The organism is Pantoea sp. SJZ147 (genome assembly GCF_007828605.1).
Lineage (GTDB): Bacteria > Pseudomonadota > Gammaproteobacteria > Enterobacterales > Enterobacteriaceae > Pantoea > Pantoea allii.
On the sequence record NZ_VIVB01000006.1, the window covers coordinates 253,494 to 280,324 of the forward strand.

The 26,831-nt window shown below is 45.3% G+C and carries 20 protein-coding genes, 1 tRNA gene and 1 pseudogene; 15 read left to right on the top strand and 7 right to left on the bottom strand.

Annotated elements, in window-relative coordinates; genetic code table 11:
• Positions 1-9 precede the first annotated feature (9 nt).
• The 3 genes from FBY13_RS11250 to yejF are packed head-to-tail and all read left to right on the top strand — an operon-like array spanning position 10 to position 3,731.
• On the top strand, positions 10-1,104 hold the full coding sequence (locus tag FBY13_RS11250; protein ID WP_145394175.1) for a microcin C ABC transporter permease YejB: 1,095 nt from the start codon (positions 10-12) through the stop codon (positions 1,102-1,104).
• Positions 1,104-2,126, top strand: coding sequence for an ABC transporter permease (locus FBY13_RS11255; protein ID WP_063880238.1), 1,023 nt, complete (start codon positions 1,104-1,106; stop codon positions 2,124-2,126). Before FBY13_RS11250 ends, FBY13_RS11255 begins: the two co-directional genes overlap by 1 nt.
• Positions 2,127-3,731 carry a microcin C ABC transporter ATP-binding protein YejF gene (gene yejF / locus FBY13_RS11260; RefSeq protein WP_109717391.1) on the top strand — a complete coding sequence of 535 codons (1,605 nt, stop codon included), beginning with the start codon at positions 2,127-2,129 and terminating at the stop codon, positions 3,729-3,731. It begins immediately after the preceding gene.
• On the opposite strand, the gene FBY13_RS11265 is transcribed toward yejF, so the two are convergent.
• From FBY13_RS11265 to rsuA, 3 genes are all read right to left on the bottom strand, one after another.
• Positions 3,718-4,038, bottom strand: coding sequence for a hypothetical protein (locus tag FBY13_RS11265; protein ID WP_063880240.1), 321 nt, complete (start codon positions 4,036-4,038; stop codon positions 3,718-3,720). The two genes, yejF and FBY13_RS11265, sit on opposite strands and share 14 nt — an antisense overlap.
• Before the next feature lie 277 nt (positions 4,039-4,315).
• Positions 4,316-5,512 carry a Bcr/CflA family multidrug efflux MFS transporter gene (locus FBY13_RS11270; RefSeq protein WP_063880241.1) on the bottom strand — a complete coding sequence of 399 codons (1,197 nt, stop codon included), beginning with the start codon at positions 5,510-5,512 and terminating at the stop codon, positions 4,316-4,318.
• An 11-nt stretch (positions 5,513-5,523) separates the two neighbouring features.
• Complete coding sequence (gene rsuA, locus FBY13_RS11275; RefSeq protein ID WP_145394176.1) at positions 5,524-6,243, bottom strand: 16S rRNA pseudouridine(516) synthase RsuA; 720 nt, start codon at positions 6,241-6,243, stop codon at positions 5,524-5,526.
• A 155-nt stretch (positions 6,244-6,398) separates the two neighbouring features.
• On the opposite strand from rsuA, the gene FBY13_RS11280 reads away from it, so the two are divergent.
• Together FBY13_RS11280 and rplY are read left to right on the top strand one after the other, a co-directional pair.
• The gene (locus FBY13_RS11280; protein ID WP_145394177.1) at positions 6,399-8,153 is read left to right on the top strand and encodes a DEAD/DEAH box helicase; all 1,755 of its coding nucleotides are present in this window, start codon (positions 6,399-6,401) and stop codon (positions 8,151-8,153) included.
• 131 nt (positions 8,154-8,284) lie between these two features.
• A complete protein-coding gene (rplY, locus tag FBY13_RS11285) occupies positions 8,285-8,569 on the top strand; it encodes a 50S ribosomal protein L25 (RefSeq protein ID WP_063880243.1) in 285 nt (94 codons plus the stop codon).
• Positions 8,570-8,662: 93 nt separating this feature from the next.
• Here rplY and yejK read toward each other — a convergent pair whose 3' ends face one another.
• Positions 8,663-9,667 carry a nucleoid-associated protein YejK gene (gene yejK, locus FBY13_RS11290; RefSeq protein WP_063880244.1) on the bottom strand — a complete coding sequence of 335 codons (1,005 nt, stop codon included), beginning with the start codon at positions 9,665-9,667 and terminating at the stop codon, positions 8,663-8,665.
• 158 nt (positions 9,668-9,825) lie between these two features.
• On the opposite strand from yejK, the gene FBY13_RS11295 reads away from it, so the two are divergent.
• From FBY13_RS11295 to FBY13_RS11325, 7 genes and pseudogenes are all read left to right on the top strand, one after another.
• Positions 9,826-10,050: a YejL family protein gene (locus FBY13_RS11295; RefSeq protein WP_063880245.1), complete on the top strand. Its 225-nt coding sequence runs from the start codon at positions 9,826-9,828 to the stop codon at positions 10,048-10,050.
• Between the two features lie 22 nt (positions 10,051-10,072).
• Positions 10,073-11,827, top strand: a complete 1,755-nt coding sequence (gene yejM, locus FBY13_RS11300) for an LPS biosynthesis-modulating metalloenzyme YejM (protein WP_145394178.1) — start codon at positions 10,073-10,075, stop codon at positions 11,825-11,827.
• Positions 11,828-11,900: 73 nt separating this feature from the next.
• Positions 11,901-11,977 (top strand) — tRNA-Pro (locus tag FBY13_RS11305).
• Between the two features lie 214 nt (positions 11,978-12,191).
• On the top strand, positions 12,192-13,457 hold the full coding sequence (locus FBY13_RS11310) for an integrase domain-containing protein (protein ID WP_255474485.1): 1,266 nt from the start codon (positions 12,192-12,194) through the stop codon (positions 13,455-13,457).
• A 104-nt stretch (positions 13,458-13,561) separates the two neighbouring features.
• Entirely contained in the window at positions 13,562-14,728 is a 1,167-nt protein-coding gene (locus FBY13_RS11315) for a restriction endonuclease (RefSeq protein ID WP_145394179.1), read from the top strand.
• Between the two features lie 119 nt (positions 14,729-14,847).
• Positions 14,848-15,558: a hypothetical protein gene (locus FBY13_RS11320; RefSeq protein ID WP_145394180.1), complete on the top strand. Its 711-nt coding sequence runs from the start codon at positions 14,848-14,850 to the stop codon at positions 15,556-15,558.
• Positions 15,559-15,689: 131 nt separating this feature from the next.
• Positions 15,690-16,097: pseudogene (locus FBY13_RS11325) on the top strand (MFS transporter); the annotation flags it as partial.
• A 100-nt stretch (positions 16,098-16,197) separates the two neighbouring features.
• On the opposite strand, the gene FBY13_RS11330 reads toward FBY13_RS11325, so the two are convergent.
• The 3 genes from FBY13_RS11330 to FBY13_RS11345 form a co-directional block, all read right to left on the bottom strand.
• Positions 16,198-16,929 (bottom strand): hypothetical protein, encoded by a 732-nt coding sequence (locus FBY13_RS11330; RefSeq protein WP_145394181.1) that lies wholly within the window; start codon positions 16,927-16,929, stop codon positions 16,198-16,200.
• 74 nt (positions 16,930-17,003) lie between these two features.
• Positions 17,004-17,744, bottom strand: coding sequence for a hypothetical protein (locus FBY13_RS11335; protein ID WP_145394182.1), 741 nt, complete (start codon positions 17,742-17,744; stop codon positions 17,004-17,006).
• A 715-nt stretch (positions 17,745-18,459) separates the two neighbouring features.
• Entirely contained in the window at positions 18,460-19,293 is an 834-nt protein-coding gene (locus FBY13_RS11345) for a GIY-YIG nuclease family protein (protein WP_145394184.1), read from the bottom strand.
• Between the two features lie 359 nt (positions 19,294-19,652).
• On the opposite strand from FBY13_RS11345, the gene FBY13_RS11350 reads away from it, so the two are divergent.
• The 3 genes from FBY13_RS11350 to FBY13_RS11360 all read left to right on the top strand — a co-directional run bounded on the left by FBY13_RS11350 (position 19,653) and on the right by FBY13_RS11360 (position 26,696).
• Positions 19,653-25,166 carry a DUF3320 domain-containing protein gene (locus tag FBY13_RS11350; protein ID WP_145394185.1) on the top strand — a complete coding sequence of 1,838 codons (5,514 nt, stop codon included), beginning with the start codon at positions 19,653-19,655 and terminating at the stop codon, positions 25,164-25,166.
• Between the two features lie 318 nt (positions 25,167-25,484).
• Complete coding sequence (locus FBY13_RS11355) at positions 25,485-25,889, top strand: hypothetical protein (RefSeq protein ID WP_145394186.1); 405 nt, start codon at positions 25,485-25,487, stop codon at positions 25,887-25,889.
• A 423-nt stretch (positions 25,890-26,312) separates the two neighbouring features.
• Positions 26,313-26,696 (top strand): hypothetical protein, encoded by a 384-nt coding sequence (locus FBY13_RS11360; RefSeq protein ID WP_145394187.1) that lies wholly within the window; start codon positions 26,313-26,315, stop codon positions 26,694-26,696.
• The last annotated feature ends 135 nt before the right edge of the window (positions 26,697-26,831 follow it).

The following is a 26,831-nucleotide window of genomic DNA, read 5'->3' on the forward strand; positions in this document are numbered from 1 at the left end:
AGAGCCCGGTTGGCACGTTATTTTTTACGCAGACTGTTACTGATTATTCCTACCTTATGGGCGATCATTACGCTCAACTTTTTTATTGTACAGATAGCACCAGGTGGCCCGGTCGATCAGGCGCTGGCAAATATTCAGTTTGGACAAACCAGCGGGCGGCCCGGTGCGGGCGGCGGTGACAGCGGCGGTACGCAGGCCAGTCTGCATCGCCTCACGCCCGGGGATAATCAGTATCGCGGCGCGCGCGGTCTCGACCCCGAAGTTATCGCAGAAATTGAGCGACGTTACGGCTTCGATAAACCTATCGGGGAACGCTATCTTACGATGCTGTGGAATTATGTGCGCTTCGACTTTGGCGACAGCCTGTTCCGCAGTGCCTCCGTATTACAGTTAATCAAAGAGAGCCTGCCCGTTTCTGTCAGCCTTGGTCTGTGGAGTACGTTGATCATCTACCTGGTGTCGATTCCACTGGGCATTAAAAAGGCCGTGCGTAATGGCAGCACGTTCGATATCTGGAGCAGCACCTTCATTATCATTGGCTACTCCATCCCGGCGTTTCTGTTTGGCATTGTCTTGATTGTTCTGTTTGCGGGCGGCAGCTATTTCGACTGGTTCCCCTTGCGCGGACTGACCTCTCCACAGTTTGATACGCTCCCCTGGTACGGCAAAGTAACCGATTATCTGTGGCATATCGCGCTGCCGGTACTGGCTACGGTGATTGGCGGTTTTGCCACCTTAACCATGCTGACTAAAAACGCATTTCTTGATGAAATTCGAAAACAGTATGTGGTCACTGCCCGGGCCAAAGGCGTTTCGGAACGGCGCATTCTTTATCACCATGTGTTTCGCAATGCGATGCTGCTGGTGATTGCCAGTTTCCCTGCCACTTTTATCAGCATGTTTTTTACCAGTTCGGTACTGATTGAGGTGATGTTCTCGCTGAATGGCCTGGGCTTACTGGGCTTTGACGCTACCGTCCAGCGCGATTATCCGGTGATGTTTGGCACCTTGTATATTTTCACCTTGATTGGTTTGCTGATGAATATCCTGAGCGATTTAACCTATACCCTGGTTGATCCACGCATTAATTTCGAGGGGCGGTAATGCACATTTCCCCGATGAATCAGCAGCGCTGGCAGCGCTTTCGTCATAACCGCCGTGGCTACTGGTCGCTGTGGGTTTTTCTGCTTATCTTCGTCCTTTCCCTGTGTGCCGAGTTAGTCGCCAATGATAAACCGCTGCTGGTGCATTATCAGCAACGCTGGTACGCCCCGCTATTTTTCAACTACAGCGAAAGCGATTTCGGTGGCGAGTTTGCTACCGCGGCAGATTATCAGGACCCCTGGTTGCAACAGCGTATTGAAAAGCAGGGATGGGCGCTGTGGGCGCCGATTCGCTTTGGTGCCAACAGCATTAATTTTGCGTCACAGGTGCCCTTCCCTTCTCCGCCATCATGGCAAAACTGGCTGGGCACAGACGCGAACGGTGGCGACGTTTTGGCGCGCCTGTTGTACGGCCTGCGTATTTCGTTGCTGTTCGGCTTACTGCTAACCCTGTTTTCCAGCGTGATTGGCATCGTGATCGGCGCGATACAAGGCTATTTTGGTGGCAGAGTGGATCTGATTGGTCAACGCCTGATTGAGGTCTGGTCCGGAATGCCGTCGCTGTTTTTACTGATCTTACTGTCCAGCGTCATCCAGCCCAGCTTCTGGTGGCTGCTGCTGGTCACCGTGCTGTTTGGCTGGATGAGTTTAGTCAGCGTGGTACGCGCTGAGTTCCTGCGTACGCGTAACTTTGACTATATTCGCGCCGCGCAGGCGCTGGGCGTCAGTGACGGACGGATCATGCTGCGCCATATATTACCCAATGCAATGGTGGCCACACTGACTTTTCTGCCTTTTATCCTGTGCGGTTCCATCACCACTTTGACCTCGCTCGATTTTCTCGGTTTTGGCCTGCCCATTGGTTCGCCTTCTCTCGGTGAACTGTTGCTACAGGGTAAAAATAACCTGCAGGCACCGTGGCTGGGTTTATCTGGCTTTTTCACGCTGGCGATTCTGCTGTCGCTGCTTATTTTCATTGGCGAAGCCGTGCGCGACGCTTTTGATCCCAGTAAAGGAGTCTGAATGAGCGCCCCGCTGCTTGCTGTTAATCATCTTTCCGTCGCCTTTCGTCAGGGCAAACAGCTACATCAGGTGGTGGAGGATGTTTCGCTGCGCGTTGAAGCGGGTGAAACCCTGGCTCTGGTAGGCGAATCCGGTTCCGGGAAAAGCGTTACTGCCCTGTCGATCATGCGCCTGCTTCATGACGCTGCGGTGACCTATCCCCAGGGGGAAATCCTGCTGGCTGGGGAAGACCTGCTACAGGCATCGGAGCAACGGCTTCGCGGTCTGCGCGGTAATCAGATGGCCATGATTTTTCAGGAACCGATGGTGTCCCTGAACCCTCTGCACAGTATTGAAAAACAGTTATACGAAGTGCTTTCGCTACACCGTGGGATGCGACGTGAAGCCGCGCGGGCAGAAATACTGCGCTGTCTGGATCGCGTCGGTATTCGCCAGCCGGCCTCGCGCCTGAATGATTTTCCCCACCAGCTCTCCGGGGGAGAACGCCAGCGCGTGATGATAGCCATGGCCCTGCTCACCCAGCCGAAACTGTTGATTGCCGATGAACCCACGACTGCGCTGGATGTAACGGTTCAGGCGCAAATCCTTAACCTGCTGCGCGAACTGCAACAGGAACTGAATATGGGGATGCTGTTTATTACCCATAACCTGAAAATTGTTCGCCAACTGGCGGACAGCGTGAGCGTGATGCGCGCTGGACGGGTGGTTGAGCACAACCGCAGCCAACCGCTGCTCACGCAGCCACAGCACGCTTATACCCAGCAACTGCTGGCGGCCGATCCGGAAGGGCGTGCCGTGCCCCTTCCTGCAGCGACGCCGGTTATCCTGAAAGTGGATAATCTGCGCGTCGGTTTTCCCCTGCGCCAGGGGTTATTTAAACGTAAAACGGGCGAGAAAATCGCCGTAAATAACCTCAGTTTTAGCCTGAAACGGGGAGAAAGTCTGGGGCTGGTAGGCGAATCTGGCTCAGGTAAAAGCACTACGGGCCTGGCCCTGCTGCGTCTTATTGCGGCTCAGGGCGAGGTCTGGTTTGACGATCGGCCACTGCATCAGCTGTCACGAAAGCAACTGTTGCCGTTACGTCGCCGTATTCAGGTGGTGTTTCAGGACCCTAATTCTGCGCTGAATCCCCGTATGACGGTGCAGCAGATCATCGCCGAAGGCCTGGCGGTGCATTATCCACAGCTGAGTGCGGCCCAGCAGGATGAACGGGTTAACGCGGTAATGACAGAGGTGGGTCTGGATACAGAGAGCCGCCATCGCTACCCGGCGGAATTTTCAGGCGGCCAGCGTCAGCGCATTGCCATTGCGCGCGCCCTGATTCTTGAACCGGAACTACTGGTACTGGATGAACCGACGTCGTCGCTCGATCGCTCAGTGCAGAAACAGATTCTGACCCTGCTGCGCGGATTACAGCAACAGCGTCAACTGAGCTATCTGTTTATCAGTCATGATTTAGAAGTGGTACGCTCGCTCTGCCATCAGCTGATCGTACTTCGTCAGGGCGAGGTCGTTGAACAAGGCGATTGTGAAGCGTTGTTTGCCGCGCCTGCACAGGCTTATACCCGCGAGTTGCTGGGTTCCGTCACGCTCAGTGACCAATAAAGGTTTCCGCAATAGCCACGCCCTGATTTTTCAGGCAGCAGTTTGTGGCGCTCTCATCACACCGGCGGATAAACAGGCAGGGTTGCCCTTCGCACTCGGCGATTTTTCCGTCCACCTGAATGGCTGCCAGCATGTCTTTGAGTTCGTGCAGAATTTCCCATGCCGGGACGCCATCATGGCTGATCAGCCGCAGCGCAATCACATCATGCTCTTCTGAGCCGACATCGTCGGTTTCAATCACGCCACGACGATCGCTAATCCAGCGAAACCGCTGTGGCAAGCGATGCACAACCGAAAGTTGCAACATAGTGATCAGTATCTCCAGAGAATGAAGCTCAATTTACAACCAACGGTATCTGCATCGAGAGCCGTTAAATCATGCTAACGCGCAGATCCTGCAAGGCGTCCTGTAAAAGCAAATTTGAGAGTTAAATCTCACTTTGGGCTATATGTACCGCGTTTAATGATAACTAACAATCATTTTAGACCCAATGTGATTACTTTATTTGCTATTTTTTTTCACAAATAAGAAACATTATTTTATAAGCGGATAAAGGCGGATCGCAGCAAGGCGCGACGCCCGCTTAGCGGGCGACGGAACGAGGACGTGAAGCGTAGAGAAATAACAAAACAGAGAGGGTCGCGCACAGCGCAATGGTTCCTACCATAGGCCAGGCACTGTTAAAACTGAACAGAGACAGCAGCGCGCCAGCCAGTGCGCCGACACCAAAGCGTAACGTACCCGCCAGAGAGGAGGCGGTACCGGCCATATGCGGAAACTCATCAAGGATGACGGCCATCGCATTAGACGACACCATGGAAACACAGCCGATAAACATCGCAATGCCCAATACCAGCGGCAGGAACCCCAGATCGAAAGCGCTCACCATCAACAACCAGATGCCCATCGCAAACTGCACCAACAACCCAAAACGGAACAGGGCGACGGGGCCAAAATGGCGCACTGCCCGGCTGTTAATCAGCGTCATGATGAACAAAAACACAATATTCAGGCCGAAGTAGTAGCCAAAACTCTGCGGCGAAATGTGATTCAGTTCGATGTAAACAAAAGGGCCGGCATTGAGAAAAGTGAACAGCCCCGCAAACGAGAATCCGCTTGATAACATATAGCTGAACGCCCGCTTATGGCGAAACAGGATAACGAAATTCCCCAGCGTAGTGCGCAGGTGAAAGCGCTGCCGCTGCTCAGGTTTAAGGGTTTCGCGAATCTGGGTCGCCACCAGCACGGTGGTGATAACGGCCGCTATCGACAGCGTCCAGAAAATGGCGTGCCAGCTCCAGATTAACAGCAGCCAGCCGCCGATAATCGGGGCCAGCAGCGGTGCGATGGTGGTAATTAACATCACGAATGACATCATGCGCGAAAAGTCCTCTTTCGAGTAACTGTCGCGCATCAGCGCATTGATCACAACGCTGGCGGCGGCCGCAGACAGGCCGTGCAAAAACCGCATCGCAATAAGCTGTTCAATCGACTGCGAGAGTGCGCAGGCCGCCGCCGCACAGGCAAAGATCAGGGTACCCAGCGTAATGACCGGCTTGCGGCCATAGCTGTCGGCCAGGGGACCGTAGATCAACTGACCGATGGCAAACCCCAGGATGTAAAGGTTGAGCGTCATCTGCACGCTCCCGGCGGACACCGCAAACTGGCGCGCAATTTGTGGCATCGCTGGCAGATACATGTCTATCGATAACGGCATCAACATCGCTAACAGGCCGAGAATAACGACCAGGCCCATCGGCGAATTCTTTTCCTTACGCACCGGGTTTCTCGCTATTTCTGTTTAAGTTCTTCTGGCAAGCCAATGCTGGCTATCTCTTCTGCGGTTAACGGGCGGTATTCCCCCGGTTCTAACGCGTCGTCCAGCGCAATCGCGCCAATGCGCTCGCGATGCAGGCCAACGACCCGGTTACCCACGGCGGCGAACATACGTTTCACCTGATGGTAACGGCCTTCGCTAAGCGTCAGCAGCACCTCAGTGGGCGTGATGACCTCAAGCTGAGCAGGTTTTGTCAGGTGCTTTTCATTATGCAGTTGCACACCTGCGCTGAATTGCGCGGCCGTATCCTCGCTCACCGGCGCTTCCAGCGTCACACGGTAGGTTTTCTCGCAATGGTGACGCGGTGAGGTAATGCGGTGTGACCACTGACCATCATCCGTAAGCAGAACTAAACCGGTGGTATCAATATCCAACCGGCCTGCGGCATGCAGCTTAAATGCCATCGGTTCTTCAATGAAATAGATAATGGTGGGATGATCGGGATCGTCCGTGGAACAGACATAACCCTGCGGTTTATTCAGCATAAAGTAGCGCGGCCCGGTCTGCATCTGCAACACGTTGCCGTCATACTCAACCTCGTGATCGGGCTGGAGTTTGAAAGCGGTGTCGCGCACCACGTCACCGTTAACGGTGACACGTTGACCACGGATTTCACGTGCAGCGATAGCACGGCTGATTTCCAGTTGCTGAGAGATGAATTTGTCGAGTCGCATGAATTCGTTTTGCCTGTTACTGCGGAGGGAAACTAAAACGGCCTGTTTAACCGTTGAAAAAGTATGAGAAGTATATCCTGAACTGCGCCTCGCTGACAGCGCGTTTACAGTGGATTCGTGGCATAATTGCGGCAGATTTTACAAAAGTGAGCAGCATGTCTTTTACCTTACGCCCTTATCAACAGGACGCGGTCGATGCCACCATCGCCCACTTCCGTCGCCATCATGAACCTGCCGTGATCGTCCTGCCCACCGGGGCCGGAAAAAGCCTGGTGATTGCCGAACTGGCGCGCCTGGCACGCGGTCGGGTGCTGGTGCTGGCGCACGTCAAAGAGTTGGTGGCGCAAAATCACAGCAAATATCAGGCTTACGGACTTGAGGCCGATATCTTTGCGGCAGGGTTGCAGCGTAAAGAGAGCCAGCGAAAGGTGGTGTTCGGCAGCGTCCAGTCCGTTGCACGTAATCTCAGCCTGTTTGACAGTGCTTTCTCACTGGTCATTGTGGATGAGTGCCACCGTATTGGCGACGATAAAGAGAGCCAGTACCAGCAGATTTTTCATCATCTGCGCCAGCACAATCCCCAGTTGCGATTGCTGGGTCTGACCGCCACGCCGTTTCGCCTGGGCAAGGGATGGATTTATCGCTTTCATTACCACGGCATGGTCCGTGGCGATGAGAAGGCCCTGTTCCGTGACTGCATCTACGAGCTGCCTCTGCGCTACATGATCAAGCATCAGTTTCTGGTGCCGCCAGAACGGCTGGATATGCCGGTAGTTCAATATGATTTCAGCCGTCTCACCGCTCAGGCTAATGGTCTGTTCAGCGAAGCCGACCTGAATCGGGAGCTCAAACAGCAGCAGCGGATTACTCCGCATATCATCCGGCAAATTGTAGAATTTGCCGAGGATCGCCACGGCGTCATGCTGTTTGCCTCCACCGTGGAGCACGCGCGCGAAATTCTGGGCCTGCTGCCCGAGAACAGCGCACTGGTGTCGGCGGAAACCCATGCGCAGGAGCGCGATGCGGTGATCGCGGCGTTTAAAGCCCAGCAGCTTAAATTTCTGGTTAACGTCGCGGTGTTAACGACCGGCTTTGATGCGCCGCATGTGGATCTGATTGCAATCCTGCGCCCCACCGAGTCGGTCAGCCTGTATCAACAAATTGTGGGACGCGGTTTACGTTTGTCGCCCGGTAAAAAAGATTGCCTGATTCTGGACTACGCCGGAAATCCGCACGATCTTTTTACCCCTGAAGTGGGCGCGCCAAAAGGCAAAAGCGACAATCAGCCGGTGCAGGTATTTTGCCCTGCATGTGGTTTCGCGAATACATTTTGGGGCAAGGCCACCCAGGACGGCATGGTGATTGAGCACTTTGGCCGGCGTTGTCAGGGCGTTCTGGAAGACGATGAAGGCGAGCGGGAACAGTGCGACTATCGGTTTCGCTTTAAAAACTGCCCGGACTGTAATGCTGAAAACGATATCGCCGCTCGCCACTGTCGGGAATGCGACAAGATTCTGGTCGATCCCGATGATATGCTCAAAGCCGCCCTGAAGCTGAAAGATGCACGCGTACTGCGCTGCGGCGGCATGACGCTGGAACAGGGTAAGGACGACAAAGGCGAATGGTTGAAAGCCACCTATTTTGATGAAGATGGCACCAGCGTCAGCGAACGGTTTCGCCTGCAAACGCCTGCACAGCGCAAAGCGTTTGAGCAACTGTTTATGCGCCCTCATCAGCGCGCCCCTGGCGTGCCATTAGGCTGGCAAACCGCTGCCGATGTGCTGGCTTTGCAACCCCTGCTGCGCCATCCCGATTTTGTTGTGGCGCGTGCCAAAGGCCACTTCTGGCAGATCCGTGAAAAGCTCTTTGACTACCAGGGACGCTTTCGCCGCGCTAACGAACTCCGTTAGGCCGGATTAGCGTTTGCCCCTGCTGCCTATTACGGCTATAATGCCGCCCGCTTTTGCATGTGCATAAGCAGTGTTGAATAACCCTTCTGTTACTGGGTCGCCTGTAGCAGGAATCATAAAGAGACGTATCAATGTTCACTATCGAAGCAGCAGAACGTAAAGAGCAGGGTAAGGGTGCGAGCCGCCGCCTGCGCACAGCAAACCGTTTCCCGGCCATCATCTACGGTGGTTCAGAAGCAGCGGTTGCTATCGACCTTGACCACGACCAGGTGATGAACCTGCAAACTAAGCCAGGCTTCTACGATGAAGTTCTGACTCTGGTGGTTGACGGTAAAGACACCAAAGTTAAAGTGCAGGCTGTTCAGCGTCACCCGTTCAAGCCAAAACTGCACCACATCGACTTCGTTCGCGCTTAATCGCCGAATGGGTTGAACGTAGAAGGGCCGGTTGCGAAACCGGCCCTTTTATTTTGTCTGTTATCCGCCGGAACGCATTGCCCCGGCCTGGCATTACTTGCTGCTGGTGCGGCGTTGAAGCTGTTCGCGCAGGTTAGGTGGCGTTCCTTTGATGGTCAGCGTATCCGTTGCCGGGTCCCAGAAAATGCGTTCACCAAGTAACAGTGCGTCGAAGTTCAGGGTCAGACCGCCGCCGCTGCCGGCAAACTTGGTTAACTGGCGTAACGTACCGCGATCCGCCGGGAAATGTTCTTCCAGTTCATAGCCCTGTTCCTGGGTAAAGGCTTCAAACGTCTTTTCACCCAGCGGAGGGAGCTCGCCTGATAATTCTTTTAGCGCAATCTCTTCGCCCGCCTGAAGCTGCTCATTACAGTAGCTGTAAACCTGCTGACGGTAATTTTGGCGTTCGTTTTTATCCAGGTTCGACTCGTCACAGTAGTCATCCACTGCCTGTAACAGTCCCCGGTTTTGCGCCTTGGTGTCCAGTCCGACTTCCGCACCCAGGAAGTCCATAAAGAAATCAGAAACTTTCCGCCCGACGCGTCCACGCAGGAAGGTCAGATAACGGGTTGATTCCGGATTCGTTTCCCATTCGGTCAGATCGATACGTGCCACAATATCGGCATGATTAATATCCAGATAATGGGTACTACTGATATCCATTTGTTCGTTGACGCGCATACTGGACTGGCTGTTCAACACCGCCACCAGTAAATATTCGACCGCCAGGTAGCGATACTGAATAAACAGCACCACGCCGCCTTCGGCGAACGGATATTTTGCCAGTTCATCACGCAGACGTCCGGTCGCAGCCCGGCTAAAAGCGAGAAAATCATCGTTACCTTTGCGGCAGTTGCGCAGCGCTTCTGCCAGTTCGCTTTCAGCATTAAACAGCCCGTAAGCTTTACTTTTCGCACTGTAAACACGGTGCAGCTCTTCCACCATCGCTTCGACGGTGTTGGTGGCAGGCAGTAACGAATCACGAAGCACCAGCTCTAACTGATTTTCATCACGTTTAATTAACTGATGCAAGGCAATCTGGTCGATATCCAGACTCATGGTAAACTCTCCTAATAGCACAGGCGCGTATTCAAACACCGCCAGCAGCAGCTTTCAACTCCATGCATCATGCGAACAGTGCGCTTTCGATAAATTTGCGGAAAAAAGTGCGCTGTTCCGGTACTATATCGCCTTTTGAGACGAGATAACTTTTCGCTATGCCACAATCATCCCGTTACAGCGACCAACGCGTTGAACAACTCCTCGCGGAAATGGCGCAGGTTTTGCAAAAAGACCAGGCACCCACCGACCTCTCCCTGATGGTACTGGGGAACATGGTAACCAACCTGATTAACAGCGATGTTGCGCCTGCGCAACGCCGCTCTCTGGCACGTTCTTTTGCTGATGCTCTGCAGGCATCGGTAGACGACAGCACCCATTAATTCGCTGATCTGACGTAAAACTATGGTAACCAACCGACAGCGCTACCGCGAGAAAGTCTCCCAGATGATTAGCTGGGGACACTGGTTTGCTCTGTTCAATATCTTTTTCGCGCTGATTCTGGGTAGCCGCTATCTGTTGGTTGCCGACTGGCCTGCCTCATTGGCGGGACGTATCTATGCGTACACAAGCTGGGTGGGTCACTTCAGCTTTATTGTGTTTGCCGCTTATCTGTTGATTATCTTCCCGCTGACGTTTGTCGTCATGTCGCAACGTTTGATGCGGGTGCTTTCGACGGTGGTCGCCACCGCCGGCTTAACGTTGCTGATGGTCGACAGTGCCGTGTTCAACCGTTTCCATTTACACCTTAATCCGGTGGTATGGGAACTGGTGATTAACCCCGATCAAAGTGAAATGGCGCGCGACTGGCAGCTGATGTTTATCGGTGTGCCGCTGATTTTCCTGGTGGAGATTCTGTTTGCTACCTGGAGCTGGCAGAAGCTGCGCAGCCTGAACCGCCGCTCTTTTGGCAAGCCGCTGGCAGCACTCTTTATCAGCGCCTTCTTTGCCAGCCACTTAATGTATATCTGGGCTGATGCCAATTTTTATCGCCCGATTACCATGCAGCGCGCAAATTTGCCCCTTTCCTATCCTATGACGGCACGTCGCTTTCTGGAGCGCCACGGTTTGCTGGATGCGCAGGAATATCAGCGCCGTCTGGTGCAACAAGGCGATCCTGAAGCCGCAGCAGTACAGTATCCGCTCAGTGATATCACCTTTGCGGATAAAGGCGCGCGCGATAATTTGTTAGTGATTACGGTGGATGGGCTGAACAGCGCCAGTAGTGACAGCGCCCTGCCAGCATTGAACCAGTTTGCCAGCCAGAACGTACGCTTTACCCAACATTTCAGCGCGGGCGATAATGCAGAAAAAGGCCTGTTTGGTCTGTTCTACGGTATCTCGGCCAGCTATATGAACGGTGTGCTGGCACAGCGAACGCCGTCCGCCCTTCTCACCGCATTGAGCACCCAGGGCTATCAGTTTGGCCTGTTCTCATCGGATGGATTTAGTCAGCCACTTTATCGTCAGGCTCTGCTGTCCGACTACACGCTGCCTGCCAGTGAAGAACAACCCAATGCCAGCACCGTCTCGCAATGGCAAAACTGGCTGGGCGCTCAAAAGAGCGATGGTACGCCATGGTTCTCCTGGGTGGCACTGCATGGCCCGACAGTGAGCGGTGATAACGCCAAAGCACGGCAGCGCAGCTATATGCGCCAGGCACCGGCGCTCAATGAACAGATTCAGGCCATTCTCACTACGCTGCAGCAACGTGACTTGCTGAAAAACACCGTGGTGGTCATTACGGCGCAGCATGGCGTGCCGCTGGATGGCGATCCCGATAATGAAGGCAATCGCCAAATCCTGCAGGTTCCACTGGTTATTCACTGGCCGGATACGCCAGCACAGACAGTGACGCGCCTTTCCGATCATCAGGATGTGATGGTGACGCTGATGCAGCGCTTGCTACACGTAAGTACGAATCCGGTGAATTATGCCCAGGGCGAAGATCTGTTTGCTGCTCAACGTCGCCATGACTGGGTCACCAGTAGTGAAGACAACAAGCTGGTGATCACGACGCGTGACATCACGCTGGTGCTGAACAATAACGGGAGCTACCGCGCTTATGACGCCAGTGGAAAAGTGCTGAAAGATCATAAACCGGAGCTGGCGCTATTGTTGCAGGTGCTCACAGAAGAGAAACGTTTTATCGCTAACTGATTAATAATGCGGCAGTTAGTTGCCGGGTAGCTTGCATTCGTACGAAGAATCAGTAGACTAGCTTTCCAAAGTTCGGCACGTAGCGCAGCCTGGTAGCGCACTGTCATGGGGTGTCAGGGGTCGGAGGTTCAAATCCTCTCGTGCCGACCAAATTATCCCAACGTTTTGTCTGGTGAAGTCCAGAGAGAACCATAAAAAACAGTTTAAACAGTAGGTTGTTGAAACCTGCTGTTTTTCTGTTGTCTAGTGAAATCCTGATTGATACAGTGGAATCCACCTGATTTAGGCATACCCATGGGCATACGTTTTTAAGACTGCCTTTTGATATGCCTAAGCCTTCCGAGGAACAGAATGGAGACTGCCCATGGCAAGACAGACCAAGCCCTTAAACAATACCGAAGTGAAGAACGCCAAAGCTGCTGAACGAGCATTGGTTCTTTATGACGGGGACGGTCTGGAACTGCAGGTAACTCCCGGAGGCTCAAAACTCTGGCGGTTTCGTTATTACAAACCCTTTACTCGTAAACGGGCCATGATCAGCTTTGGTTCATACCCTTCCGTTTCGCTTTCTGAAGCCCGCCAAAATCGTGAATCAGCCCGCGCTCTTCTCAGCAAAGACGTCGACCCTCAAGAGCACAAAAAAGCAGAGCAACTTCGTCAGAAGAGTGTGAGTGAAAGTACGTTTGAAAAAGTTGCAGCTGAGTGGTTTAAGACCAAAGAGGCAGCAGGATTAACAACTCACACTCTTAACGATATCTGGCGTTCAATGAGTAAATATGTGTTCCCACATATCGGCTCCATGCCTATTTCCAGCATTACAGCCCAACAGTTCATTGGATCCCTTAGCCCAACTCATGCGGCAGGCAGACTCGAAACTGTTAAAAGGTTGAGTCAGCGTATTAATGAGGTTATGGATTATGCTTTGAACTCTGGCTTAGTCAGTTCAAACCCAGCGGCAAAAATCGGTAAGACGTTCCATAAGCCAAAAGTAAAACACCGCCCCGCCCTCTTACCTGAACAGCTACCTCTGCTTATGAAGAATCTCGCATTTGCGAGTATTGGCAGACAGACGCGCTGTCTTATCGAATGGCAGCTCCTTACAATGACACGACCGGCAGAAGCGGCGATGACACGCTGGGATGAAATCAACTTCGAGAAAAAGGAATGGCACATTCCTGCTGGTCGCATGAAAATGAAACGTATGCATATTGTACCGCTGTCTGAACAGGCACTTGCTGTGCTAGAAGTTATGAAGCCAATCAGCCAGCATAGACCACACGTTTTTCCCGGTTACCGTAATCCCCTGGAACCAATGAACAGTCAGACGGCAAACATGGCGCTGAAACGTATGGGCTTCAAAGATATCCTTGTTGCGCATGGTATGAGATCCATAGCCTCAACTGTTCTCAACGAGAAGGGATTTCAACCTGACGTTATTGAAGCAGCACTGGCTCACATTGATACCAATGAGGTCAGGAGAGCTTATAACCGTTCTCAGTATCTCGAACAACGAAGAGATATGATGGCTTGGTGGGGTAGGCATGTTGAACAATCAGCAAGTGGCAACTATAGCTTTTCATCAGGATTGGAAAATGATTCAGTAAATCATTACCATGACGTGAAAGTATGAAAAGTATTTGCATCTACTTTTATACTCAACTAAAAGAGTAGCAACTAAACCTTAAGATCCAAAGACCGTGACTAAGCCTAATAATTTCAAAAGGAAATAGCCTAATGATTTATCAGTGTTACTCATGCAGCAAGACATCTTTCGAAATTATTTGTCCCTGGTGTTCTGGCGGAGTACCAACTGCAACGAATTCATGGGGCACAAAAACGCCTCCCCCTGTAACCTCAGAACAAATGATTCCTCTAAATCCCTCTTTTTATCCAGAGTTTCAATATCAGTCAAAAGGAATCATAAAAGACTTATTCGGAAAAAAGAAAGAGCAATCCCAACTCAATAGTCTCCTGCAAAATGTCCTAGATAAATATGCAACATTTAAGGATCCTTACTTCACCAATTTCATCTACACGACAAAATTTTCACATGATAAGCGGTCAGAAAGTGATTTATCGGAAGACAAAAGCACTTATTCTGATTTTGTATTATTCCGTGAGGTCCTTGTTCGAAAGGGCTTTAATGAATTAGAAGAGCTGCCAATGCTTTTGGACAAGCTTTTACTTACTACATCTTTCAACGCTGTATATAACGGGTTTGCGAAAGAGATCAAAAGACATATCAAACCTACATTAACGGAATCTTTAAAATCATGGATTGAAGAAGCAGGAACAACCTTTAGAGCGGATCTATCTTTATTTCTATATTTTGTCTGGAACAATAAAATAACCTTCCCTGCATTAGATTTCAATGAGAATGCTCAAAACATTCCAGGCACACCATTAATATCGATTGATAATGTTAGAAAATATATATCAATCTGTGAAACTATATACTTTGACATTTTAGTCGAAAGATTGGCTACACGCCTTGAGCACTTCAATCCCGATAAATATGTTAATATGTACTCAGTGGATTCAATGAATGGTTTTGAATTTGAAGACTTTTTAGTCAAAATTTTCCAGACTCTTGGGTATGATGTTAAAGAAACAAAGAGAACCCAGGATCAAGGTGCAGATCTATTTGTCACTCGTTTCGATAAAAAAATTGTTATCCAGGCAAAAAACTATTCTGGCTCAGTTGGTAATTCAGCTGTACAACAAGCTATCTCCGCTAAAACATTTTACTCATGTGACGAAGCAATGGTTATTACAAATTCATATTTCACTAATTCGGCGAAAGAACTTGCTGAATCAGCAAAAGTACGCTTGATTGACAGAAATGAATTACAAAAATACTTAGAAGACTATAATCAAAAAATAATAGAAGAATTTAAATGATTTTAAATCTTCAAACATTAAAAAATCGTTACTGTTAATTATGTATTGTGTTCTGATTTAAATCACGAAGATAGACTGACTAGAACAATAACATTTAAATTTAGACGTGCGAGAACAAAATGAATAGAGTTAATCAAATAGTTAGCATTCTTAGTAAAATGGAATCACACACTCCATTTGCGTTGATTAAATCCAAGAAAAAAACCTCAATAAAAATACAAAACTACTCTTTGCTTGGATGCCTTCTATGTCTTCTGCTCTTGGGGGCACTAATTATTCTATGCTTAACTTTTAATATTGATAAAAAGAGCGTAGAAATTTACGCTTTATTGCTACTTATAATGAATCATATCTTTGGAATTATATGCTTATCAACACCTATAGTCGCTGATATGAAATTCTTCTTTAATATGCGAAAGGAAGTATTAAACGACTTTCAAATAGAAATCAATCACGATGAGAAGAATGTTGAACAACTCGATCACTATTCTATTCCCGAGTTGGAATATGCAACATATTGGTTAAATCTTAAAATTGAACGATTTAAAGCACGTATATCAGATTTCTTTGGTACTAAAACTGCCATTATATCTATTTTAGGATTATCATACTCTGCTGTACAAGCTCTAGGGGGGCTTGAAAAAATAGGCAATATTTTATTTAAAGGATTATTCGACACTGACGTTGCCAATATAATTTCGATATTAGGTTTGTTTTTTCTTCTTGGCATTTCCCTTGGAGCCATTGTAATGAAAAATATCATCAATCATTTTGAATACTTAAAAAACATTCTAGCACTGGCAAAACAGCGAAAAAAAGAGTTCTCCTAAAAAAAACATCGGTCTGAATAATGAATTATTATATCTTTAAGCCTCAATTAAAATTTAATAGTAGGAGAGTATCTAGAAGCATATCCAAGATAAAGACTATCATTTAGGAAACAAGTGAAGTGACCATCTGTAATATGGTTCTGGGCTACTGCCTCATGAAAGCGGGTGAGGGAGATATCAGTACCGGCCTGTCATGGGTGTCAGTGGGTATGACAATGTTGTGTATAGGCGGCTATGCAATGAGTGCCGCTCCGGTGGTCTGGATACTGTGTTCTGAGATACAACCTCTGAAATGCCGGGACTTCGGGATTACCTGCTCAACGACGACTAACTGGGTTGCCAACATGATTATCGGAGCAACCTTCCTGTCACTTCTGGGTAGTATTGGGCCTGCAGGAACGTTCTGGCTGTATACCGGCTTCAACCTGATCTTTATCGTGATAACTTTTTTTCTGATCCCTTAAACCAAAGGAGTCACTCTTGAGCACATTGAAAAGAATCTGATGTCTGGTAAGAAGCTCCGTGATTTAGGCCAATAAATTTCATTTTTTAAAAGCCAGTCAATAGTGACTGGCTTTTTTGGCATTGCACTATCGCTTACAATGCATTGATTGAATAGATCCTCAAAAATTTCACAATCTATGACTTAGATATTATTCCGAAATCCCAAGGGAATGTATCGATTTCAGACGTATTTGATATTGCAGCCCAATTAATTTTCGTATTAACAGGTTGGCTGGTGAGAACATCTTGATCACTATCCCAAGTAAATTCCACCTCTAAAAGAGGACCAGGGATTTGAGGCGATAAGGCACCAAAAGCAATGTAGTGCCAGGCTCCTTTTGGCCCTTCCCTTCCAGTTATTAGTAGTTCACTGTGTCGATAGGAACTCTTATACTCAAGGGAGAGCTCATGAACGGTTAAGAGATTGCTTAGTCTTAACTTACCAAGATTAGGACAATCAAAATGCTCAGCAGGAAATTTGAAATTTGTTTTATTATCTATTAATGCTACGCTGATAGTAACTACTGAATCATTAGAATCAAAACATAACGATACCATGGAGTCAGAAAATCTATATCCCCACCATTTTTTTCCTATCTTAGTAGGTGCCCCTAGTTGTTGTTCAATCCATCGTGCTGGTGCACCCAATTCTATTCCCGAAAAAATATTTTCTGGAGTTTTTCGCAGTTCAATCCTTAAGCTTGGACGATTGAACTTTTGTCTTAATAATCTGACTCCACGTTTACTTATTGCCAACCAGAAAAGCCCAGCCCAACCTAAAAAGCCACCGATAGCATTGACAAAAACATCTTCAAATGGAAATTGTATAAAAAAAACTTTTAAATGAAATAAAAAAGCACATAGCATAAATTATTGACTCATATTTTTTAATTTTACACTCGTCGCATCATTCACGAATATCGTTAGAGCCCAGAAAAAAATCATATTACCCCAACTCTAACAAATGGACTTCCATGGCTTCTCGGCTTTTTTATTAACTTCCCAACATATAAACCCCTTACTTCTTTAGAAGCAATACGTCCAACGAATTCGAAACGATTGGAATTATCAGCAATATTCAGATCACGAGTAAAATACTGTTGCGAACCAGCTTTGACCCAACAATCTATTTCGTATACTTCCATAATAAGTCCGCCATATGTTGCGTAGGCAAATCTAAGTTGTTTATCTTTAGGAATGTTAGCCCATATGCCACGTGTAGCCTCATATAGTTCCAGTGAAGTCATACCAGATTTATATGTACTGTTGAGAAGAAAAGCGAGTCCCGCATGCTCAGGTAAAACCTCAGTCTCTTCATTTAAGAGCAAATGTTGAAGCTCATTAAGAGTAATACGCCCCATCATTGAACTGCTACCACGTACTTTGTTTGTTAACTCTCCAACACCTAAGAGATCAATACAAGTTGCCTCTACAAGTTTCGCTGTTGGCTCATCCATGCCATGACGAAGAATATCAATACCCAATTTATTTTTTGCAAGTAGCTCTTTAATGCGTTCAGATTTTTGAGAGCTATCAGGACGTTTTATGTGATCAAGACAACGACCAGACCTCCCTTTCCCAATGTAAAAGGGCTTTTTTGAACCATCATCTATGTCATAAAAGGCATAAACATAATACTTAGCTAAATCCAAAGATTTAGTATACTTTATGAAATCATTCAAGTTTCTTCCCCGGTACTTCATATATCTATCTATTCGTAGAAATCATAATAAACTAAAAAAAACGATTATTCTGCATATGAGTCCAACATTTTAGATTTTCACCGTTAAACTGTAACTCGCCACTTATCTTGCTAAAAACCTTAAAAATATTTTTATATTGAACCGATGCTTATCTTAAAATTTTTGATCGGAATCAAAAAAATTAATCAAAACACAAAACACTTCTTGTTTGTTTTTTAGCCAAGAGTTACTGTGCATTTGCAGACAAAAAAAAATGGAGATAGAGTAATGCCTAAGTCAGATTGGGACTATGTTAATACCTCTCAAGAATACGAACTCAACGACCTACTCAGTAAACATGGCTACAGAGAAACAGCCGTGAACAGGAAACTACTCAAAGATAATCTACCAGCAAATACTAAACATGGGGATGTCGCCAGTTTAATTCATAATATTAAGGGGTTAGAGAAATAACAACCTCCTTAAATAATCAATAAAGACCGCTTAAAGCATTTTCTATAGCGGTCTTACTGCAATTTTCAGATAGATCAAAAAAACCTTCAAATATACTTATTTTTATTAAAAATGACACTCACAATCTTAAGCAGTCTAACTTTTAAAAAGTTTTCAGAAAAAATTATTGTTAAATAATTTTAAAACCAGAACCTGCCATCTTAATTATACCCTAACGATATCTTTAAACTTTAACAATTGATTAATTTCTGTTATACCCAAACTTTCTAGAGAGAAGTATAGTTTTCCAGTGCTTTTCACGGCGGTTAATTTCATTCACCTCGGCATTATTGTCAATCACTTCAAGTATCGCAAAAGTTATATGTTGCAAACGGCTTTCGTCGCATGTACCAAAAGCTTCCTTAAGCCCCAAATTGCCGCCATGCCCGGAACCAAAATAATGTTCCCATCGTCCCCATATTCCTTCACTGCCGTCAGCCTTTCCAACATAAAGCTTCCCTTCAAATTGATCAGTTAAAACATAAATCCCTTTAACTATTGATAATGCGGTTCGCCAAGATTTTAAATTAAGCCTAAGAATTGCACCTATACTGCTATAATTAAGTATAATATTACGGTAACCTGGAAACTCTCCAAAACTCAGTCGCGTTGGAGTTATAGCAGTTACATACAGTTGGTTTTGAATACTTTCACCAACCCGGATAAAACTTCTCGCAGGATTTTTAAACGTGACATACATACGTCCCGCATATTCTTCAGTCTCAACTATTTTTTTAAGATAGTACTGATAGTACATATCCTCACGATTAGCATAGGCATTTTTTCCCGCATTGCCCACTTGTTGAAATGCGCCCGCAAACAACCAAGTTTCAGACCCTACAATCCTGATTAGTGAAACAACATATTTACGATTGAACTCAAGTCTCTTCTGCCAGCACTGCCAATCATCGAATGTCTCTTCTCGAAATTTAATCAGTGGATCCTCATTATAGTCATTCACTTGTGCCAAATGGACTTTCGTAGATTCAGGTGTTAGATCTGGGAATGTCATCATCAGATAATCAAAAAGCTTCAATTCGTTTCCTCATGCCAATTTTTTCAAAATCTCAGTAACGCAACTGCACGCGACCGTAAACTATCGGACAACTTCATACGGAAAGAATAATTGAGGGCGCACCAAACCAAAATAGTCTATTTTTTATACAAAAATATCATGTTAACTTATAGTTAATCTTGAAAATTAGAAAGAAAAATCTACGCCTTCATGCAACTAACTGAATTACATAGATAAATAAAATAACATTAAGATTAATTAGAAAATTCTTAATTTTCTCGCTGAAACATTCTAATATGTACAGAAAAATTGCAGTGATTTAAAGCTATTAGCATAACTCACTGATTAACTGATATATTTTCAATTCAAGGTTATGCGTAATGGACGAAATTGAAGGCTCGCTTTACAAAAACTCCAATCTGTCACTCAGCCAAAAACTTGAAAAGTCGCGAGCAGAGTTACTCGATCTGACAGCTAGAAATCGTTTACTTAACATACCAAAATCAAAGACTACAAAATTTTTGGAAGTAGTTAATGAAAGATCTGACATTTTGTTCAAGATGCTTTTTGAAGAAGGCAAGCCGTTCACTTTTCTTCATGGTCGAGAAGATAAAAAAACAAATGAAAGCAATGAGAACAGTGAGACAGACACAGAGTCCGAAGACATTATTTTCTTAGATGACTCCGAAACCAACCACAATGATACAAAACTCCAGACAAAGCTCACGCCAAAGACATTACAAAAAAAGCTATTAGATTTATATTATGACTCAAAAACCCTTGAAGAAGAACAAGGCGTAAATATCCTGTTTCTGTCTCTAGGATCGCTTAAATGGATAGATCCTAATAATAAAGCAAACATACGCCATGCCCCTATTTTATTGTTACCAGTTGAATTAATGCGAGCAAAAGCAGGAGAACGCTTTAAAATTAAAGTCAGGGATGAGGACATCATTAGCAACCTGTCGCTGGAGACATTCCTCAGCCGTGTTCACCAAATAACCCTACCTCCCCTGAGTATCGATGAGGATTTTTCTTTAACGAATTATTTCGCAGATATAAAACAAGCTATATCATTGAAAGAAGGTTGGGAAGTATTAGAAAATGAAGTCAATCTAGGTCTGTTTTCCTATGCTAAATTTATGATGTATACAGATTTAGATCCTGATAACTGGCCTTCGGATTCAAAAATTACAGATCAGGAATCAATAAAATGTCTTTTAGAAACAGGCTTCTCTGGTGGAGAGTTAATCTCTGACGACATTGTAATTGACTCAGTCATTCCCCCCCGAGAAATGCTTCATATTTTGGACAGTGATAGCTCACAGACTCTTGCCATTCACGAAGTACGTAATGGTAAAAGCTTGGTTATTCAGGGTCCCCCAGGGACTGGTAAATCTCAAACAATCGCTAACATCATAGCTTCAGCAGTCGCAGACGGTAAAAAAGTATTGTTTGTAGCTGAAAAGATGGCGGCCCTTGAAGTAGTTAAGCGCAGACTTGATCAGGCGGGTGTTGGAGATGCTTGTTTAGAGCTACATAGCAATAAAACCAACAAAAGAGCATTCCTTGAAGAACTGAAGCGAGTCTGGGAACTTGGTTCACCTCGAGGAGAATTCCCAGATACATTAGTCAATAATCTCACAGAAAGCCGAGATATCCTCAACAATCACCCCGCAAGGATTCATAAAACGTACATGCCATCAGGCTTAACGCCATATAAGGTTATGGCGCAACTGGTACGTCTCAGACAATCAGGTTTTGACCCTAACGATTATAAGCTTAGCGGGTATGAATCATGGAGTAGCGACGATTTCTCCAAAAGACATGCACTTATTGATGAATTAATTGAGAGGATAAGTGATATTGGCATTCCTGATTCGCACCCATGGAATGGTATCGATAGAACTGAGATACTTCCTAGTGAAGTTGAAAGACTCACTGCCTCATTAACGAACCTGAAGTCTGAACTTTCAGATTCTATTGAAGAGTCTATCAATCTTTCTAAACTTACCAATGAAGCCTATCATATCGGCTCATTAAAAGAGTTACAGGAATTCATTCTAATAGCTGAATTAATTAACTCAGCGCCTAATTTATCACCTGAATCATTAAGTTCGCCATTATGGGCCACTTCTAAAGATGAGACAAAGACGTTAATTGAAACTGGATTCTCATTCAAAGAGCTCTACAGCAAGCTTGAAAAAGAATTACATGCAGATAAATTCAACACTGAGGTCGACAGCCTTTCAGAAGATTATCGTAAATTACCTGTAGATATTAATATTAATGCTTTTACTACTGCCCATAGACTGAAGACACTTACACCTAGAATCTTAAAAGAGTCTTCAAGATTGCAGCAGGAGTTGGGTTCTAAAATCGGATTCTCGAATTTAAGTGAGATTGAAAGTCTTATCGAGTTGGGTGAAAGTATTACTCAAGCTCCAAATGTGAGTCCAGAAGCATTCATTGCCACTGTCTGGGAAGGTGGTATTGAAAAAGCGGCAAGTCTGGTTGCAGATATTAAACAACTTAGTATTTATAAAGAAAAAATCAATCTCATCTTTGTTGATAAGGCGTGGGAAACAGATGTAGAAAGCACACGAAACAGCCTTGAAAACAACACTGGCGCTTTTAAATTCCTTAATAGCGAATGGCGAAAGTCGAAAAAGCTTACCCTTTCATTGATAAATGATAAAGGTTTGACGATCCCTCAGCAGGTTGAGTACCTCGATCTGTTGATAAAAGCACAGAAATTGAGAAAATCCATCATTGATTTGAATGAATTCGGACAGTCTGCATTTGGTTCAGACTGGCGAGGTGAGAATAGCGATAGTGAATTGCTGAAATCACTTGTCGAATGGATACGTACCTTACGTGGTATCAACTCTGAAGCCCGAATAATTGCAAGTCGCCTCTCCAACAAAGACGCATTAGCATATCAAGTGAGTCAGCTTAAAAAACTCACCCATGAAGTTTTAGATGAAAGCCGTATTTTTTGGGATTCATTGGGAGCCACGCCAGAAGAGTATTTTGATAACTATTATTCCGTTAAAAGCATTCCACTGGAATCACTCCTTGTAAAGTCTGATGTGCTAAGCACTATGGACTCCGCGTATAAAGATATTTTCGTCAAAAATGAATCCTCTGTTTCTGATCGTATTGAATTGTTGAGTTTGTTATCAAGCGCCCAGCAAAAAATGAATATCATTCATAATTTCGATAATTTAGCTCAGTCAACCATGTCTCCATTATGGTTGAAAGAAAACAGTGACTGGGATCTGTTACTTCAATCTCATTCTTGGATTGAATCAAATAATGACTTAAGGATATTAGCGTCTAAAATAGATGACAAACAGGGTTTAGTTCATAAATCAAGAAGTTTGAGTGAGTCTATTCAAGCGCAGTTTGCCAAACTCACATCAGTGATTACTTCTCTTAAATCTTCCTATGGATCAATTTTCAAAAATGAAAATGTTCATGAAGTACCCTTTAATCTAGTCTATGACAAGATTACTCTTTGGATAGATAATTCTGAACAACTTTCAAAATGGGTTGCCTGGCAAAACCGTGTAGAGCTGGCGAAAACATTTGGTATTTATCCATTAATCTCCGATTTGAGTAGTGGAGTTCTTTCCTCCGAACGTTTACTAGGTACTTTTGACAGAACTTATTTCGACTCAATTCTGTCTTTAATGGTCGAAGATGAGCCAGAACTGGCTCGTTTTGATGGTGATTTGCATTCAAGAAGAGTAGCAAGCTTCGCTGAGATGGATCTGCGAAGAATTAAAGCTTCGAGTTTTGAAGTCGTAAGAGCTCACCACAGAGCAATTCCCTCTAAAATTGGCGTAGGCCCTGTGGGTGTACTGCGGGGTGAGATGGCACGCAAACGCGGTCATATGGCGATTCGACAACTCATGACAAAAGCTGGTGCAGCTATTCAGGCATTAAAGCCAGTTATGATGATGAGTCCTCTGTCAGTTGCCCAGTTTTTAGTGCCGGGTAAGCAGTCGTTTGATTTACTGGTAATGGATGAAGCCAGTCAGATCCAACCGGTAGATGCATTAGGAGCTATTGCACGTAGTAAGCAGATAGTTGTTGTCGGAGACGAACGTCAGTTACCTCCAACTTCTTTCTTCGCCAAAATGACAGGTTCCGCAGATGATCAGGATGATGAAGACTCAGCACAAGTCGCAGACATTGAGAGCATACTGGGACTTTTTGTTGCCAGAGGGTTGCCTCAAAAAATGCTTCGCTGGCATTACAGAAGTCGTCACCAGTCATTGATTGCTGTTTCGAATAGTCAGTTTTATGAAAACAAGCTTTTTATAGTTCCCAGCCCCTATACACAAGAAGCAGGTATGGGCCTACGTTTCCATAAAGTTGAAGATGGCGTATTCGAATCTGGAAGCAATGCAAATGAAGCAAAACGCGTAGCAACAGCAATTCTCGAACATGCAAGAAGCCACCCTCATTTATCTTTAGGTGTGGCTACCTTTTCCGTTACCCAGAGAAAGCGTATTCAGGACGAGCTTGAAGTGCTTCGCAGGCTGAACCCTGAGTTCGAGGATTTTTTCTATGCGCACCCAAGCGAACCGTTTTTTGTAAAAAACCTTGAAAACATTCAGGGTGACGAACGCGACGTCATTATCATTTCTGTTGGGTATGCCCGAAATCCACAAAATTACATGGCAATGAGATTTGGTCCTCTTGGAGCAGAGGGTGGTGAGAGACGCCTGAACGTTCTCATCAGCCGAGCCAAAAGGCGTTGCGAAGTTTATGCCTCAATCAGTGACGAAGATATCGATCTTGAAAGGGCAAAAGGTAGAGGTGTGTTCGCTTTTAAACTTTTCCTGCAATATGCAAGAACAGGACGCTTGTCGGTTGCAGAACAAAGTGGCCGTTCGATGGACAGTATGTTCGAAGAACAGGTTGCAAATGCTCTCCAAAATGAAGGCTTCCAGGTCCACCCTCAAGTTGGTATAGCAGGCTTCTTTATTGATTTAGCCATTGCCGACCCTGATATGCCGGGCCGATACCTTATCGGGATTGAATGCGATGGTATGACCTATCACTCTTCCCGTTCTTCAAGAGAAAGAGATCGCCTACGTCAGGCAGTGCTTGAGGACCATGGTTGGATCATTCACAGGATTTGGAGCACAGATTGGTTCCAGCGCCCCGAAGAGCAACTACAGAAAACTCTCTCTGCTATTCAGGCGGCTAAGAAAGAGCTCGAAAATCGTTCTGAAACTTCTCTGTCTCGATCAAGAGCTGTACCTGTCGAGATAGTGACAGTAGAAAGAGAGACTGTAACAGAGATTGGTCTTGAGACAATTGAAGGCAGTTTTAATGAAGCTGTGGCATATGTTGAGGCGGTTCCTGACGTTGACACAAGATTCCAGATTCATGAAACCCCAGTTGGCGTGCTCGCCAAGATAGTTGAGCAAATTGTTCTTGTGGAAGCCCCAATACATGTGAATGAAGTGATTACACGTGTGAGGTCAGCATGGGGTCTGCAACGTGCAGGGGCTCGTATTGAAGCCATTGTTAAAGATGCAATAAAGATCACAACCTCAAATTCTTCATTTTCCCTGGAAGATGACTTTATATACAACAATAGTCTTTCCATTACATTGAGAGACAGAACGAATATTAAATCAGCAGGATTGAGAAAGTCGGAAAACATATCTAATAAGGAAATGGAGGTAGGGATTATCGATGTTATCAATAAAAGCTTCGGTGCTACCCAAGACGAGCTGGTCAATTCTGTATCAAGGGCTATGGGCTTCAAGGCTACAAGTGGTACTTTAAAAGGCATCATCACTTCCATAATTCAAAAAATGGAAAGTGAAAATAAAATCGTTTTTAAAGAACCAATGTACTATATCATGTGATACTATTTTTGTGGCTTGCACTCTAAGGCCGCTAAATGCGCTGAAACCTGAGACACAAGAATATCATTCTCGTGTCTCACTTAATAAAGAGCCCCCGTTAAGCTCGCTCGAATCTATTAATTTAAAAGCATATATGCTGAACGGAAGCACTTACCCCCATTTTAATTTGAACTGCGTATAGTTTTTTACATCCAAGGTGAAGAAGATGAAAAAAAATCTAAGATTTATAACTTAAAGAAAATTTTTCTTATAGTTGCTTTTTTTTGCTTTTTTCTTACGATAATCGCTGTTAAATTTAAATTAGGAACAAAATCAGTATTGCTTTTTCTTCCAGTTTTAATTGCAATAACTTTTACTCGTTGTGCTTATCCCAAATACAAAAAAACCATCAAGTCCGCTGTCGATTTTATACTTTATTTTTCAGCTTCTCTTACTGCTGTGAGCTATATTGTTATAAAGGATGGTTACTTAAATGAGATTCAATCGAAAATAGAAATTGATCCTCTGTTAATATTCATCATCACATATAGCTTGGCTATAACTACCTTAGTGAAGTGTTGCATTTCTTACTGTGATGCCGTTGAATCACGACATGAGGAGTTTACAAAACTTTTGCAAGAGTCAACTAAAAAAAAGATAGAAGCTGAACAAAAAAATAAAGATTCTGAGGTAAATAAATTATTTATCGTAGTTGCGACCTTATTTTTACTAATTTTTAAATGAATTTCTACTCACACCATAATTAATGGAGAATATAAGCCAAATAATCGCAGGTGATAACGTCACCCCTAATGCTAAAAATATTATTGAGGCTTTGTACATAATCGGGTTAGAACTATAGATAAATATATAACCTGAAAACAAACTCATCAATATATACACTTTTAAGATCATTAAATAAATACACTTCCTCATCCAATCTCCTTTTATTTTTTATTATAAACTCATAGCAAATTTGACACAACATGTCAATAGAAGGTTTTTTTGTTCGAGCAAGGGCTAACTCAGCGAAGCTGAGTAGCCTTGCTTTTTCTGCTCTTCGATTGCAAAAGGTAAATCAACCCCCAAGCCGTTGACATAATTCATCTATCGGATATAAATGAGTTAGGCATAAGGAATATGCTTATATTCAGGAAAGGAGCTTCTATGAATAATATATATCCCCCTCCCCTCGCAGAGAATCTACGTATTCATTGCGTCAGCGTCAGACTTAATAACTCAGAGCTAAATACTTTAGAACATGAACGTAAGCAACACGCCAAAGGCGAATGGCTTCGCATGTGCTTCATGAAAAACCAACCTGTTGTTGTTCCTGAGATCAACAGAGCAGCATGGAAAACGTTCGGCGAAATAAACCATAGGCTAAACGAGATTGTTAATCACTTGAATGCTAAGCAATCATGCAGCTCTCTGACCAAGACAGAACTGTTCGCAGTTAAGCGGGAGTTGAAAGAGCTTCGCCAGAAACTAATCAATGCAGACATATGGAGCAAACCCGATGAAGGGTATGCAGAAGATCAAACGCGGTAAGAGCTTCGCAGGTGTTGTCCTATACGCATTGAAGCCAGCCTGACCTGCCCCCAGTATTAGATACAACCATCAGTTAGTAATGTCGGTTTGTTTACCTTCACATTTTCCATTCCGCCACCGTGCTGCAAACTCTGA